Origin of the sequence: Carnobacterium sp. CS13, from assembly GCF_016653495.1 — a bacterium.
Classification (GTDB): domain Bacteria; phylum Bacillota; class Bacilli; order Lactobacillales; family Carnobacteriaceae; genus Carnobacterium_A; species Carnobacterium_A antarcticum.
The window spans coordinates 110,640-126,848 of the sequence record NZ_CP067364.1 but is presented as its reverse complement, the minus strand read 5'-3'; the positions used below and the strand labels follow the sequence as shown (position 1 = coordinate 126,848).

Genomic DNA, 16,209 nt, shown 5'->3' with positions numbered 1-16,209 from the left:
AACAACTTTTGAATCTTAATTGGCGCTATCTATAAAAATTGGAGTACGCCACCATTTTCCCTGTTTATTTGAATTTATCTGACCGTCGCAGAAACTTGCTGGCGGTCTGTTTTATTTTATTAGATAGGAGGAAACTTTATGTTACAAGTGAGAAATTTAACCTTGCACCACTTGACAGATTTGAAAGAAATTATTAAGGACTTGAGCTTTATAGTCAACCCTGGGGAAAAAGTAGCTATCATTGGCGAAGAAGGAAACGGAAAGTCAACATTATTGAAATGGATTATGGGGGATCAAAGCATTGAATCCTATATCCAAGCAGAAGGAGAAATAACCAACCAGTTCAGTCGTATGGTTTATTTGCCACAATCCTTACCGCAAGAATATATGGAATTCACAGTTGACCAGTACTTTTTCGGGCAGACAGACGTTATGGATATTGACTACCAAAAGCTCTATCAATTAGTGGGACAACTTGGATTTGATGCTGATCGATTAACAAGTTCACAACAGTTAAGTAGTCTATCCGGTGGCGAAAAAGTCAAAGTCCAGCTACTAAAAGCACTCTCAACGGATCCTGATTTATTATTGCTGGACGAGCCTTCCAACGATTTGGACCTCGATACAGTGCAATGGCTAGAACATTTTATCAAATCCACTCCGTTAACTATTATTTTCATTTCGCACGATGAATCTTTACTTGCTGCTACAGCGACCAAAGTTATTCAGCTTGAGCTGTTACAGCACAAGACGATTCCAGTCGCAACAGTATCAAACTTATCCTACAAAGAATACATTGAACAAAAAGAAGCACACTATGAACAACAATTTCAAATTGCCAGTAAGCAGCGTGAAGAACACCAAAAACAAATGGAAAAACACCGGCAAGTTGAGAGCAGTGTTCATCATGCACAAGGAACTATTTCAAGACAAGATCCAGCTGGTGGCAGGTTACTCAAAAAGAAAATGCATGCAGTAAAATCTATGGGCAGAAGATTTGAGCGTGAAAAAGAAACCTTTGAAGATATTCCGTTAAAAGCAGATGCTATCTTAGTGAAATTCTCAAATGTTAAACCACTTCCTGCAAATAAAACCATACTTCATTTGGAAAATAAAAGTGTGAAGTTGGAGGAAAAAGTTTTAGCCCATTCACTGAATTTGCTCGTTAGGTCTCCTCAAAAAATAGGAATTATCGGACAAAATGGGATTGGAAAAAGTACGCTGTTGAAACAATTGTGGACAGAATTAAGTCAGCGTACAGATATTTCAGCTGGATATATGCCGCAAAATTATGCCGATTATTTACGTATGGATGAAACACCTGTTGAGTTCCTTAGCGAAACAGGAGACAGCGAAGAGCGCACACAAGTGATGACTTATCTAGGGAGCATGCGTTTTACAGCCGATGAAATGCATCATCCGATTCGATCACTATCAGGAGGGCAACAAGCAAAATTGTTGTTATTGAAAATCGATTTGTCTGGACAAAACGTGCTGCTTCTAGACGAGCCCACACGGAATTTTTCACCTCTTTCTCAACCAGAATTACGAAAACTGTTTAAAGGATTCGAAGGATCGATTATAACGGTTTCGCATGACAGGATGTTTTTAAAAGAGGTTTGTGACCAAGTGTATGAATTAAAGAAAGACGGATTGGTCAGGGTAGAAATTGAGTAGAGCTTACAAAAAGTGATGGATAATATGGTTTAAATAAAAAAGTCATCAACCTTAAACAAAAAAGGTTTGATGGCTTTTTATATTGCCTCCTCTCTTTAATTGGTAAATATTAAAAACCTAGTCTACAGTTTAACGATGTTTCGCTGATTTCATTTTCATTGATCCCGATATAGGGTTTAGTGCTTTTTGCTGTGGCCAAAGTTTTTCATCTCCGTGTGCGTCCCTTCCCCTTCCAATAGTGTAGTTACTTTCTGAAACATTTGATAAATTATATTGACTTCTAAATGACCGTCTTTAGTGCTGGGGAAACAAATAATTCTCTGGATTTAAGGCTACTTACATTAATAACGAAAATTTTTGTTTCGTCTCAAACAAAATAAAAAGTGGTTAGTTTCTTGCTGCGTTCTTAAAGGTTGGACGATGTCACTCATTAAATGGACATCTCTTCTCACAAAAAAATACATACTTATATCTATTAACATCACGAAATCATGTATTGGAGCCCTTGACAAAAAGAGAACCTTATTCGCATAGGGTTATAGATACACGATTTTATAGAATTCCATGTATCTAAACAAAATCTAAATTAATTAAACAAATAACAACTATCATAATCCTTCTTAACGTATACTAGTAATACATAATCATTCTTACTACCCTATAAATTTTGTTTGTTCCAAACACTTAGTGAGTTAAGTTTTACTTTTTTTTGACTTTGTAACGAATAATAATAGATTTAAGGAGGGATAACATACATGTAAAAACTACCCTGTGATAATAAGACACAAATTTTAATTATAAAGGGGTAGTAAGAATGAAAAACAAATCCTTCCGTTTTCTTTGGATCGGACAATCAATGGCCAATTTAGGTGATATTTTTTATATCGTGGGGCTTATATCAATATTATACATCTCAACAGAATCACCATTTATATTAGCGTTAGTTCCTTTTTTCAATATGTTCGGCCGTTTTATCAGTGGATTACTTTCTCCACTATTGTTAAATCGATATTCATTAAAATCACTGATCATTTATTCGCAGGCAAGTAAGACACTCTTACTATTTTTTCTAGCGATTATCTTAGCGTTAAATCTAACGTCAAACGTGCTTGTGATTATAAGTTTTGTATTTGTGATTGCATTTTTAGACGGATGGGCAGCGCCTGCAAGTCAAGCCATGCTACCGCGTTTAGTTGCAGAAAATGAGCTTGTGAAAGCTAATAGCTTTTTCTCCATTGTTAGCGAAACAGTTAATCTAGGCGGATGGGCACTTGGGGGATTAGTTGTTGCACTTTTAAGCGGTCAAAATGTCATTTTAATTACGGTAGCCTTGTATCTAATAGCTACCGTACTGATGACTAGAATTATTGATCCAATCAAATTTAAAAGAAAATTCTCCGAGGGTCGTCGGAGCGGTGAATTGAAAGAAGGATGGCAAATTGTTTGGAGAAGTCCATTATACAAAAGTCTACATGTGATTATAGTATTTGAAGCTTTTGCAAACGTTGTATGGATTGCTTCTATACTTTACGTTTTCGTGAGCGAAGTTCTTGGTAAATCTGAAGCTTGGTGGGGATATATCAATACCTCATTTTTTGTTGGAATGGTTGTGGGTGGGTTTATATGCTCCTATTTTACTTTGGCATTCGAAAAAAACCTTAAGTATGTTTTGATTACTTTTTCATTTGGAATTAGTATCTTAACTCTTCTTTTTGGTTTAACAACGATTGCTTGGTTGTCACTTTTTTTTGCAGGACTCAATGGAATTTCCCAACAACTAAAAGCTATTGCTTCTAATACATTTCTTCAAAAATCAGCTAGTACCGAAGAACTTCCTAAGATTTATGCCGTACAAAGTGCATTAGTGTCTTTATTATTTGCGATTTCTTCTTTACTATTTGGTGCTCTTACTGAAATATGGGATGTACGCATATCTTTTATTGTTTCAGCGGTATTATTAGGAATAGCAGCTATTTACGCCGCTATAAATCATCGTGTGTTTTCTGTTGAAAAATCAAGCTAATTACGATCACTCCCTTGAAAGATAAGGGAGTTTTTTTATAAAAAAGAACCTTGTTTTCTGGATATATTATTTTATGTGATTCATGTGTCGGGAATAATTTAATAGTTATAGCAATCATAGAATTAAAAGAGAATAAAGCTTATGATATAAGTACGTTATAACAAATAAATTCATACTGGAATGGGGATTTTTATGAAAAAAAAGAATGTACTTTTATTGACTATTTTAACAGGTATAGTTATTACGATAATTCTTATTTTTGGTCCATTCAAAAAAGATATATGGGAGATAAATGCTAGTAAATTAGAAGATTCAACTGATAATATCAGCGCTCCAACGGCTATTGATGACTTTTCAAAATGGACTCCCTTTGAATGGGACACTCTTTATAGCTTTGCACCATACACTAAAAAAGAAAATATATATAAAGTTGTTGGATATAAATGGGATAACATAAATGAATCTGTAAATGATAATATGAATCAAATTGTATTTGTTAAAGATGGAAAAGTCGTATGTTATCTCTATGGATATCCTAAAAATACTAATTCCAGCTATAATTTTGGCGAATATGAAGGTGAATATATAACCTTTAATTCACAACAAAAATTAGCCTTTGACGTTGAGATTGGTGCAGATGAAATTAGATATTTTAATTATATTAATAACTAGTTAAACTATATAACTATAACTTTTAAATAAATTCACCAATGATTAAACAAGATTTTCGATACATTATTTTAAGCAATCTCATGTATTAAAAAAAGAAATAAGTCCTCTAACACTAGAATAAAAGTGTTAAAGGACTTATTTGGTTGCAATTCGTAAACATAAAAAACGCTGTCTTTATTTGTAACTATCTTTTCTATGACCAATCTCTAACATCAAAATAGTTACCGTATCGTCGTTAATATCTGCTATTAAGCGATAGTCTCCAATTCTGTACCGCCATTCTCCTGAACGATTGGCTGCTAATCCTTTTCCATGCTGCCTAGAATCTGTACAGTTCACTAGATTTTTTTGAACCTATCCCATAATTAAGTGGGATTGATGTTTATCTGTTTTTTTAAATGCTTTTTGAGCTCCTTTTTCAAACTCTACTTGATAACCTGAGTTCATCTAATCAGATAGCTCCTTTAGCATGTCTTCGAAAGAAATTCTTTGAGGATTTTTTTTATGCTTCGTCATAGCTTGATTATGTAACCCCAAATTAATTTCATCTTCATTTTTTTCTAGAACAGCATTTCTAAATAAAGCAGAGACAGAAATGTTATTAGCCTTAGCATATTCTTTTATTAATTTCTCTTCTTGAGTATCAATCCTTAGTGATATTACAGTCAGTAGAATCAACCCTAAATAGAAGCTGACTAAGGCTTTATCTTATTGTATTTTCGCTGCCATTTATAACCGTCCATTAATGGATTTAGAGTGCATTAGTAGAAAAAAATCGATTATATTTTTTTAAAAAAATATACTTTTTCACTTGAATCTTTCAGCAAAATAAATATAATAAATTTTGTAAGAAATTAAATCTTTAAGGAGTGAATAAAAATGGCAAATAATTTACGTAAAAAAGATGATTTTCCAACACTCACTGATTTCTTCCCATCTTTACTTGATGAAGATTTTTCTTTATTAGATAAGGTCCCTTCATCTCTTACAAGAAGCAACTTCAAAGCAGATGTTCACGAAACAGATCAAAAATATGAATTAAAAATTGATTTGCCTGGTTTTGATAAAGAAAATATCTCTATTGACTACCATCACGATGTTTTAACGATTCAGGCTAAAAGACAAGAAGAAAAAAGTAAAAAAAATGATGAAGGTCAATTTATTAAAAGAGAACGTTCATACGGTAGTATGACTCGTCAATTCTATCTAACAAATGTAGATGAAGAAAAGGCTAAAGCAAACTATACCGATGGTGTATTAACTTTGATCATGCCAAAATTAAATAGTGAAAATACTACTAAAAAACAAATTAGTATCGAGTAAAAAAGAGAGCTTCTTCAATAAGTAAGCGTCTTTCACAAAAAGAATGCACTTTTGTATAGTATTGATACTTCTTAGCAGGAAAATGACAACTTTCTATCTTTAAATAAAGCATTAGATATACCTAATTCAATAAAGGAGAGATTATAATGGCTAACTATGAAAAAAGAAAAGAACACCTTTTGAATGATTTAACTACTATAATCGAGAAATTAGACGGTAATCTAGCTAAATTAGAGGATATAGATGCAAGTAATTATAGAAAACATAGTCTAAAAAAATGGTACGAGGAAAAAAAAGCGATTCATGAAATAAAAAAATTATTACACGACGTAAATAAATATGAAAAATATGATGAAAAAGAAATGGATAAATTTGAAAAAGAATTTGAAGAATATGACATTTGGTTATAAAAAAAATAAAGATATTCTTCCAAAAAGATGGCGATAGCTCATCCGAAAACAGATTCTAAAATAAGATAATACCATTGACAGTGAACAAAGCAATATCTATCAAATAAAAAAGACCTATTCGCAACTACCAGTTGCGAATAGGTCTTTTTTACAATTCAATATTGCAATACGTTATTCTATCTAATTTCATGCATTACAATTTGTTGAAAATCATCAGTCATTTTTTCTATTTCTATCTGACTGTTTTTCCTTAAGTGTATTGGATCAGTTTGTTTCTTTATTAAAAATAACCACCTCGCAGTCAAATACCTTTTCATCATGTGTAATCAGTTTACTATTTTCTACATCAAATACGTCACCGTAAAAATCCATTACCCATAAACATCTAAATTAACACTCATAGGTGTTTTAGTAGAGAGTTATCTCACTTCCTTAATTTAATGTTGTCGTTTATTAGTATTCTTCGTAATATAAATCTACTTTCGTATCATCGTCTGGATTGGGAAAAATATACAATAAATAATAATCTTTTCCATCAACGTCTATTTCACTTTCTTGATTTTTTCTACCTTCTTTATCTTGAGTTACTTTGTAGTAGTCGCTTCCATCCATAAAAGTATTTTCATCCAGATAAATTCTTTGGTCTTCTGGAACGATAGTGATTTCTTCACCCTCATTTGTAATGACAGTGCTATCTCCTTCACTTTGGCATCCAAAAAGGAATAAACTTGAACACAGTAACAGTGCAGAAATGCTTTTTGACGTAGAACCTGTAGCGCTCTATCCAAGGCAAGTATCCCACTGAAGTAGTTGCGATAGCTTCTCCTGATAATCAGAACTATTTTCAGCAAAAGTTTTTAAAAGGATGGGCATGTGCCAATCATGGAAGAAGCGAGTATTATTAATTCTTATTTGATTATAAATTAGTTGCACAACACTAGAAGAAAACGTTCTTCTACTAACCAATTTTAAATCAAATCTGTAGTTTATATCAATAACCATCGGTTTATCACCTCTGGTTAAGTACTAAGACTTCTTTTTTTCGAGAGTTCTAAGAATAGGAGAATTAATCGTATATCACATTTTCTCCTTGTTCACTTAACTTTCTTATAGATAAAAGCATATAATCTATTTCTTCATCAGAATGTCTTTCCCATGAACTTAATTCAGCTATTATTTTCAAAGGAAATTTAGACCTATAAGAACGTGTTGGATTTCCGGGAAATCTTTTGTCAGTTAAGTTGGGATCATTTTCAAAATCACCTAATGGTTCTACGATATAAATCCTCTCTTTCGATTTAGCTTTCGCTAATTCGGCACCCCATTTAGCAGCATCTAACGTTGCAGTAAAATAGATATAGTTAGATTTTTTATCTTGATAATGGATGAGCGTAAAGGTTCAAGCATATCTCCGATTTCCAGTTTTGCTTTAGTACCATGAAAGAATGGACCAGGATCTAAGATATTTTTATTGTCGTTCATATAAATACACCCCTTATACTTTTTGATTTGCTTATATCAGTATAAGGGAAAGGATGGGTAAAAAAGTAGTCTATAAATAGCTATCAGATGATGTTATACTGTAAGTAGAGAGTAAGATATTAACGGTAATCAACCTGTCAGCAAAATTTTTGCGTAAACGAAAAAAAGTCGAATGAGTATAAAAAGCAGCAAACCTAATTTATTTAAGTTTGCTGCTTTTTTATATTCACATAATTATCCTAGAACATACTCCAAACTTCAGTCCGAGCGTCCATTTTGTTACACCTGTTGTAGCTTTAGCTACCTTAGAGATAAGGCATGCGTTATTAGAAGACTCGAGTCTAAACGCTTTTCGTCCCATTCTCCTTACTGGTTTATTATTTTTTTGGTTCTAAATCTTCGATGGAATCAATATCCATATAGGCTGGAACAACTAATCCATTTTTTGCTCCTATTAAGTTTTCACCCAAATCAACCATATTATCTTGGTGTTTTTCATAAAAAGAAGCATGTGTTGTTGGCAACCACGGTGCAAGGGATGCATCTGCTGACCCATTTGCAATCGCCTCAAACAAAACTGCAGGATCAACGTCTGTTACTGTCACGTCATAGCCTTGTTGTTCTAATACGGCTTCCGCAACAAGACCAGAAGATTTTTCTGTATCCCATGGTGTTGACACCAGTTTTATTTTTTCGCCATTCACTTTTTCAGTGCCTTCCAGCCACTCGTCCACTTTGTCTTGGTTCGCTTCTACCCAATTCGTCGCAGCCTCTTCAAAAGAAGTGTCTTGTGCCTCAAACATTACGGTTTCCATATCTTCTACTTCCCAATGGAAAGCATCAAGAATTTTATAGGCATCAGGCATTTCTTCCTCAAACCCTAGCCTTGCAATAGTATGAATACTCTCGATATCCCCCATGGTTCCTTTCGGGTCTTCTAGATATTTCAAATCGTATTCTGAGAACATCCAGTGCGGGGCCCACCCTGTTACAACAATAGGTTCTTCATTATCGATTGCTTGGTCCAGCAATGTCAGCATACCTCCAGTTGAACTTTCTTCAAGTTCCCAACCTTCCAGATTTTCATATTCCTCTAAAGTCTGATGTGCCATATTAGTTATTCCCGCTCCAGGTTCAATGCCTGTAATAGCGTAATCCACTTGTTCGCTTACACTTTCATTTGCCTCATTTTTTGTATCTTCACCATTTCCACACCCAACTAATAGTAATGCAGTAGATAATCCAAGAGCCATTCCAATAGATTTTGCGTTTATCATACTTTCCTCCATTTATGTTAAAAAGCATTCTCCTTTTTTATTCGACTAATTTCCAGTCCTTATCAACATAATCGTTAAAAGTACTGGCAAGAATACTTAGTTTATTTTTCGTTCATTATTTCTTCATCTCCGATAACCCTATGTACAATCAGCATTCCAATACTTTAGGAATCCGTTAACTTGTAAGTATTATAATCTTAAGACCTCCTTTTTTGAGAGTAGGTCATCGATTTTTATAGACCTTAAAAGCGTAACATGAATGATTTTTAGATTCAAATCTACTACAAGAAGAGCTAGACAGCATGTGCTGAGCCTTAAAAGTGAGGTGTGAAATAGATTTAATTTCATATATTCATTTACCCTTACACATTCTTTTTCCTCCTCTCGTTTTTAGAGAAGTATAAAGGGAGTTGAATTAACCCAAATTGTTGTTATCGGAAAAAGAGATAAAAAATAGTTTATACGATTGCTGAAAAACGAATAAAACAATAAAAAAAAGATCTCAAGTACTCTTATTAGAGCATTTAAGATCTTCTTATGGTTTTATCCCTTTTGATATTGCTAAATGTAATGGTTCTATCATTTTGGGTGTTGGTAAGTGAAATGACTATGCTACAATCTTGAAATTTTTGGAGGAATAGTGGCTGCTTGTAGCCATGAAAAGGATTCAATGCGAATTACGAAGCGTTTACGCTTCGTTTGAGGCTTGAAAACCTGGAGACCCAAAGGGGCTCCAGGCGGTCCCATGGCTTTTCACAAGCAAACACGCAGGCAACTGCTGAAACTGCTTAAAAAGCACCGTTTGATTTTGATTCTTCGCTGATAATGCTATACATTTCTTTGGTTTCTTCTTTTTTCGTTGATTCAACGATTTTTTCAATTTTCACTACTAAGGTCTTATTGCCGAAATTGATGGTCAGCTCATCGCCGACTTTTACTTCTGATGAAGACTTAGCTGTCAAACCGTTGATTTGAATACGGCCTTTATCTGCAACTTCTTTAGCGATCGTGCGTCGTTTGATAATGCGCGAAATTTTTAGAAATTTATCTAATCTCATTGTAAATCCCTCTTTTCTTCTGCTTTTATTTTTTGCCACAAGACATCGACTTCTTCCACCGTTTCAGCTTTAACACCATCAAATACATGTGGGTGACGTCTGCGCAGCTTTTTATTAACAGTTTCCAATACTTCTTCCAGTGAAAAATAACCGGAACGTTCTCCAAAACTGGTATGGTAAAGTACCTGCATCAAAATATCGCCTAATTCTTCGACCATATTTTCGTTGTCTTCTTTTTCTACTGCTTCAATGAATTCAGCTGTTTCTTCTTGCAAATACGGCAACAGGCTTTCATGGGTTTGTTCTTTTATCCAAACATCTCCACCTTCACCTGTAATAGCATCCATATAATATTGCAAGGTTTGGAAAGACTTCGTTTGTTCATCTTGTGCTAACGGCGGAACGTATAGAGACGTTAAATTGTGCACGCCTTCCATCCGGTCCATTTCGAATAACGGCACCCATTCGACTTTTTCTGCTTGGCTTCCTGCTGCATGAACCAGTGCAACGAGGTGATCATCTGGGTATTTTTCCATTAACGTCAGTTTGACTTCACTGGCAATATACTCATTGAAGACTTGCATCACGATGATATGCTGTCCCAATTCTAATTCGTCTTGATTTAAATCCAGTGCATCCAAAAGTTGGAAACCTTCGACCGGATCGATTCGGACGGCTTGAAACAAATCATCCAGAAAACTCTTTCCGCCTTTGATCTCCACTTCTATTGCAGGTTCTTTTTCAAGCAGCAATTGGACCGATTTTTCAGCAACCATTGGGTGGCCTGGAACAGCATAAAGGATATCTTGTGTTTTAGCTGCTTCTATTAACTGCTGCACGATTTTTTCGTAAACTCCTTCGAACTGGGCATTTGCTTCATAAACTGCATCAAATGATTCGAATTCTAGCCCTTCTTGCTCGAGTGTTTCAACAACTGGATGCAATTTGGTCCGTAAAAAAATGGGTTGAGTCCCTTTCAATAATTGGTAAACCCCCATCGGCAATTGCGCCATATCTCCCGGTCCTAAACCAACTACCGTAATTTTCCCCATTTGCTTCGCCTACTTTCTTAATATCTTTTTCCCAAAAGGAAGCGATAACCATTCGCGAACGGTCAAAACATCCCACTTAAATAAACTATAAACAAACACGATGATTCCGACAGCGATCCCGATCAGTGCGACCAAAAAAGAATCGACGCGGTGCATACCGCTAAATAAGAAGCGACTGATCCCTTGTGTAACCAACCAGACGGCTAAAGCCATCACGGCGCTGCTGTAAATCAAGTGCAATCCAAATTGGTCTTTCACTAAACTTCTCTTTAAGGGACTAGGCGCTCCCAGTAAAATTACCGCTAAGATGACGGCTAAACTAGCATCTGTTGCTAAACTAGCACCTAATGTTCCAAATTTCTCAACGAACCAGCTGTTCAAGATCCATTTTACCAGAATCCCTATAAACAGCGCCACCATTGTCAAATAGTGCTGGTCCCGGCTTTGAAGGATCGCATTGTAAGCCCCGATCAAGGAAGCCAAAAAAACGGCCCCGACATAGACACACAATACCAGTACTCCAGAACGATCGCCAAATAATAAATGGTTAAGGTAAGGCATCAGCACCACTAACCCAGTGGTTGCGGCCATCGCAAACGTCATCGTGATGCGAATCAGCGAATGTGCTGCTCGAAAAAATTCTACTTCCCGTCTTTGGACAAACGCTCGGCTCAATACCGGAACTAAACTGGCTGAAAAAGCTGTAGCCACCACCATTCCCAATTGAACTAACGGCTGGCCGCGATCGTAGATTCCTTTAGCATTTTTAGCTAATTCAGGCAATTCTCCAGCTTGAATCAACCCTTTGTACAAAGTGAATGAATCTACCAATTGCAATAAAATCAGCATTGCACTCAGCAAGCAAATAGCTAATCCTTCCGTCATAAACCGTTTTGCCAACGAACCGTAACCAATCGAGACGGATTGCTCTGAATCAATAGCTAGTTCGCTATCACTTTGTTTAGTTGTTCTAAAAAACGCGACTCCTAAAACGATACAAGCAGCTAACCCAGCAATCCAAGAACTGCTCATAGCCGCTGCACCCATCTGATAATCGTCCCATCCAATGCGGGTATACAGAAAAGCCGCAGTCAAAATAACAGCCACCCGCACAACTTGTTCGATGACTTGTGACACAGCAGTCGGCAGCATGCGAAAAGTACCTTGAAAATAACCGCGTCCCGTTGCCAATACGGGTACCAGCAAAAACAGCCACGCAACCGATTGAATGATCGGCGTTAGTTGCGCATCACCCATTTCTTGAGCAATCATTTTTGCGCCAAAGTAACTAAACGAAAACAAGCCAATTGAAACGATGCTCAGCAACAAAAAGGATTTTTTCATCACTTTTTTTTGCTGCTCGCTGCTTTTGGTTTCGGCAAAGACTTTGGACAAAAAAACGGGGAAACCATTTAAAGCAATCGTCATGCCGATGCCGTAAATAGGGTAAACTTGTTGATAAACATAAAACCCGGTATTGCCGACCATATTCTGAAACGGCACGCGGTATACAGCACTTAGTATTTTGGCAATCAAAGCTGCTAAAGACAGTAGTAAAGCGCCGTTCATCATTTTTTTCATTTGTTGATTGCTCACATAAAGCCTCCTAAATTCCACAGATAGGATTTTTCTCGTTGCCTTGTTTCCAGTCTAGGTGTTCAAGCATTAAGCAGCTGTTTTTTCTTTGCGGTAAAGCGTGATGGCTTTCACGAATTTTTGGATAGCGTTCAGCCATTGATACGTATATTCTTTTCCAATTTGCAAAGTGACCACATACTGTTCTTTTTTCACAGCCATATTAGCTTTCAAAGAGACTTCACTTAAGGCTCTAAAAATTTCTTCGGCCGGCAATGAGTTCGTGCCAGATACCGAAAAGGTTAAGTCGATGTGATCGTCCGTCCGTTTGATCGTTTCGACCAAGGCTTGTTCACTGTACATTTTAATTAATCCAATCGTCAGCAAATCGGCTACTTCATCAGCGTATTCGCCAAATCGATCAATGATTTCATCTTGCAAGAGAGTATACGTTTCTTCGTCGTGCAGCTCTCGAATGCGTTTATAGATTTCGATTTTTTGACGTTCGTCTTCAATGTAACTGCCTGGCAAATAAGCATCAATGCCTAAATCGATTTCTACTTGGGTTTTCTCTTCTTTATTTCCAAGTCCTCGTTTACGGGCAACAGCTTCACTTAACATTTCTGAATACAAATCGAACCCGACTGAATCAATGAAACCGTGTTGTTGTGAGCCTAATAGATTTCCCGCGCCGCGAATCGATAAGTCCCGCATCGCAATTTTGAATCCTGATCCCAATTCAGTGAAATCCTTGATGGCTTGCAGTCGTTTCTCGCTCACTTCGTTCAAAACTTTATCCGCTTGGTACAAGAAATAGGCATAGGCTACGCGGTTGCTTCGTCCTACACGCCCTCTCAATTGGTAAAGCTGCGATAAGCCCATATGGTCTGCATTCTCGACAAATAACGTATTGACGTTTGGTATGTCTACTCCGGTTTCTATAATCGTAGTGGTCACTAAAACATCGTATTCGCCTTCAATAAATTGGAAGAGGATATTTTCTAATTGGCCTTCTGACATTTGCCCATGCGCATAACCGATTCGAGCTTCCGGTACCAGCATTTGCAATTCTTCTACTTTTTTCTCAATGGTCGCGACACGATTGTACAAGTAAAAAGCTTGTCCGCCGCGTGCCATTTCGCGTTCGATCGCTTCTCGAATCGCTCCTAGATTTTGCTCCATCACGTAAGTCTGAACCGGGTAACGGTTAGCCGGCGGCGTTTCGATCACAGATAGATCCCGCACACCTAACATTGACATGTGCAGTGTTCTTGGGATCGGCGTCGCGGTCAGTGTCAGTACATCCACTTGAGCTTTCAGCTGTTTTAATTTTTCTTTGTGTTTCACGCCGAAACGCTGTTCTTCATCAACAATCAAGAGTCCCAGATCTTGGAATTCAATATCTTTCGATAAAACGCGGTGTGTTCCGATTACAATATCTACTTGGCCTTTTTTTAAGCCCGCAATCGTTTCTTCTTGTTGTTTCTTCGTTCGGAAACGGCTCAATAAACCAATTTCCACTGGAAAATCAGCAAACCGCTGAATCATGGTTTCATAATGCTGCTGTGCTAAAATCGTTGTCGGAACCAAGAATGCTGCTTGCTTGCCTTCTTGAACCGCTTTAAAAACCGCCCGCATGGCTACTTCTGTTTTACCATAACCCACATCACCGACTAATAAACGATCCATCGGTTTTTTGCCTTCCATATCGTGTTTGATTTCGGCTGTGCTACGCAATTGATCATCTGTTTCAGTATAAGGAAAAGCATTTTCGAATTCTTCTTGGTACTCACTATCCGGTGCATACGCATAACCCACTTCTGCTTCACGTGCTGCATATAATTCAATCAAATCATCGGCAATGTCTTCAATTTTACTGGCTACTTTTTTCTTCGTCTTCGCCCATTCTGTCCCGCCTAGTTTATTGATCTTAGGGGTCTTAGCTTCTGAAGAAACGTATTTTTGCAATAAGTTTAATTGCGTTACCGGAATAAATAATTTTGCATCGTCTTTATAAATGATGGACATATAGTCTTGGTGAACACCATTGATCGTTAAAGTTTCCATTCCCATGTATTTTCCGATTCCGTGATTGACATGCACGACGAAATCGCCTGGGTTTAATTCACTGTAGCTTTTCAAGCGTTCTGCATTGGATAATGTTTGTCGTCTGGCTATTTTTTTAGTGATTTTATTGAATAATTCTCTTTCAGTCAACACGACCAATTTGTCTTGCGGCAGTTCAAAACCGTTTTGGATAGAACCTTCCATAACCTGTACTTTTCCAATTTCTATACGGTTTGGTTTCACTACTTTGCTGACGATCTCAAAGTCTTTAAAAATCTGATTTACTTTATCGGCCCGTTCAGCGTTGGGTACCATTACAATAACCGTGTTATTTTGTTTGATCCAACGTTCCATCTCCGTTTTCAATAAGGGCATCTGACCAAAAAACTGCTGCATATTGCGGTATTGGAATGGATGGATATGTGAAAACCGGAGATTTCCCATTCCTTTTTGAAATAAAGAAAAATACAAAACATCTTGTTTTATCTCTTTCATTTTGGCACGGAAATCATTTGAAAAAGCTTGTTTTTGCAAAATACGGCGTTCTGCTAATTTTTCAGTCGCCCATTCTGCTTCTTCTTCGCTTAACCGTCTTTCGGTTTCCAAAATACGAGGGTATTCATCCAAGATCACGACGCTTTTTTTATGGATATAATCTAAAATACTCGTGCGTTCAGGGTAAACGAAATCAGTAAACATCGCTAGTTCATCTGTGGGCTCTCCTTTATCGAAAGCATCCACCACAGGCGTTAAATTTCTAGTGAAAATTTGTCGGTCTTCTGCATGCTGGATCAAACCCAAGTTGCGTTCTACCGCTTGAGAAAACTTTGGCGCCGCTGCTGTCAGCAAATCATGTGTATATAACGTATCGATAGCCGGTAAAATCGTAATCGCATCAATATTTCGAATCGAACGTTGGTTATCTGCATCAAAGTAACGCAAAGAATCAATTTCTGTATCAAATAAGTCGATTCGAACCGGGTGTTCTTCTGTTAAAGGATAAATATCGATGATTCCGCCCCGGATACTGAACTCTCCTGGGCTTCCAACTAATTGTTGGCGCACGTAACCCATATCCACTAGTTTTCGTGCTAAAGGAGTCGGATCCAATTCGCCGCCTGGCTTAACTTCAAAACGAGCAGCTTTCCAGATTTCTTTAGGCGGTAAAAGCTTCCTTACTCCAGCTAAAGGCACAATAACGATTCCTGGCTTGCCGGAAAGTAAAAAATTCAAGGCAGCTACCCGGTCTGTCCTTGCTTCAGGTGAAGCAATCGACATTTCGGCGTACAACATTTCTTCAACCGGAAACAAATGTAGTTTTTCTTCCTCTACAAGCCCAGAAAAGTCTTCCATTAATTGCTGGGCATGAAATAAATTGTGCGTTACCAAAACAATTGGCCGCTTCTTTTTTTCTAAAATAGTGCTGATAACTAAGGTTCTGGCTGATCCAGATAAACCAGTGACCAGCTGTGTATGCTGTTCCCCGATTTGGGCCAGCAGCTCTCCGACATCAGGTGATTCGGCTAGTATTTTTTTGATATCTCCCACTGTAAAGACTCCTCTGCTTAATGTATGTTGTTCATTTTATTTTTT

The 16,209-nt window shown here is 36.9% G+C and carries 12 protein-coding genes and 2 pseudogenes; 5 read left to right on the top strand and 9 right to left on the bottom strand.

From position 1 onward, the window contains the following. Positions 1-138: 138 nt before the first annotated feature. The 3 genes from JHE06_RS00575 (at position 139) to JHE06_RS00565 (ending at position 4,372) form a co-directional block, all read left to right on the top strand. A complete protein-coding gene (locus tag JHE06_RS00575; protein WP_201089001.1) occupies positions 139-1,677 on the top strand; it encodes an ATP-binding cassette domain-containing protein in 1,539 nt (512 codons plus the stop codon). Between the two features lie 814 nt (positions 1,678-2,491). Then, entirely contained in the window at positions 2,492-3,700 is a 1,209-nt protein-coding gene (locus JHE06_RS00570) for an MFS transporter (RefSeq protein WP_201088999.1), read from the top strand. A 192-nt stretch (positions 3,701-3,892) separates the two neighbouring features. Next, entirely contained in the window at positions 3,893-4,372 is a 480-nt protein-coding gene (locus JHE06_RS00565; RefSeq protein WP_201088997.1) for a hypothetical protein, read from the top strand. A 174-nt stretch (positions 4,373-4,546) separates the two neighbouring features. Here the strand turns inward: JHE06_RS00565 and JHE06_RS00560 are convergent. Next, positions 4,547-4,819, bottom strand: a pseudogene (locus JHE06_RS00560) (type II toxin-antitoxin system RelE family toxin). Continuing rightward, a complete protein-coding gene (relB, locus tag JHE06_RS12110) occupies positions 4,820-5,050 on the bottom strand; it encodes a type II toxin-antitoxin system RelB family antitoxin (protein ID WP_236253527.1) in 231 nt (76 codons plus the stop codon). It abuts the pseudogene before it with no gap. 201 nt (positions 5,051-5,251) lie between these two features. On the opposite strand from relB, the gene JHE06_RS00555 reads away from it, so the two are divergent. Together JHE06_RS00555 and JHE06_RS00550 are read left to right on the top strand one after the other, a co-directional pair. Continuing rightward, positions 5,252-5,695 carry an Hsp20/alpha crystallin family protein gene (locus JHE06_RS00555; RefSeq protein WP_201088995.1) on the top strand — a complete coding sequence of 148 codons (444 nt, stop codon included), beginning with the start codon at positions 5,252-5,254 and terminating at the stop codon, positions 5,693-5,695. 146 nt (positions 5,696-5,841) lie between these two features. Continuing rightward, positions 5,842-6,105: a hypothetical protein gene (locus JHE06_RS00550; RefSeq protein WP_058919673.1), complete on the top strand. Its 264-nt coding sequence runs from the start codon at positions 5,842-5,844 to the stop codon at positions 6,103-6,105. A 453-nt stretch (positions 6,106-6,558) separates the two neighbouring features. Here JHE06_RS00550 and JHE06_RS00545 read toward each other — a convergent pair whose 3' ends face one another. The 7 genes and pseudogenes from JHE06_RS00545 to mfd all read right to left on the bottom strand — a co-directional run bounded on the left by JHE06_RS00545 (position 6,559) and on the right by mfd (position 16,164). Next, the gene (locus tag JHE06_RS00545; protein WP_156413286.1) at positions 6,559-6,717 is read right to left on the bottom strand and encodes a hypothetical protein; all 159 of its coding nucleotides are present in this window, start codon (positions 6,715-6,717) and stop codon (positions 6,559-6,561) included. A 454-nt stretch (positions 6,718-7,171) separates the two neighbouring features. After that, a pseudogene (gene arr / locus JHE06_RS00540) lies at positions 7,172-7,587 on the bottom strand (NAD(+)--rifampin ADP-ribosyltransferase). A gap of 377 nt (positions 7,588-7,964) precedes the next feature. Next, a complete protein-coding gene (locus JHE06_RS00535; protein WP_236253526.1) occupies positions 7,965-8,864 on the bottom strand; it encodes a glycine betaine ABC transporter substrate-binding protein in 900 nt (299 codons plus the stop codon). A gap of 788 nt (positions 8,865-9,652) precedes the next feature. Further along, positions 9,653-9,922 (bottom strand): RNA-binding S4 domain-containing protein, encoded by a 270-nt coding sequence (locus JHE06_RS00530; RefSeq protein ID WP_058919669.1) that lies wholly within the window; start codon positions 9,920-9,922, stop codon positions 9,653-9,655. Continuing rightward, positions 9,919-10,974, bottom strand: coding sequence for a MazG nucleotide pyrophosphohydrolase domain-containing protein (locus tag JHE06_RS00525; RefSeq protein WP_201088991.1), 1,056 nt, complete (start codon positions 10,972-10,974; stop codon positions 9,919-9,921). Before JHE06_RS00525 ends, JHE06_RS00530 begins: the two co-directional genes overlap by 4 nt. 9 nt (positions 10,975-10,983) lie before the next feature. Next, a complete protein-coding gene (locus tag JHE06_RS00520) occupies positions 10,984-12,570 on the bottom strand; it encodes a putative polysaccharide biosynthesis protein (RefSeq protein ID WP_201088989.1) in 1,587 nt (528 codons plus the stop codon). Between the two features lie 69 nt (positions 12,571-12,639). Next, positions 12,640-16,164, bottom strand: coding sequence for a transcription-repair coupling factor (gene mfd, locus JHE06_RS00515; protein WP_201088987.1), 3,525 nt, complete (start codon positions 16,162-16,164; stop codon positions 12,640-12,642). Positions 16,165-16,209: the final 45 nt, after the last annotated feature.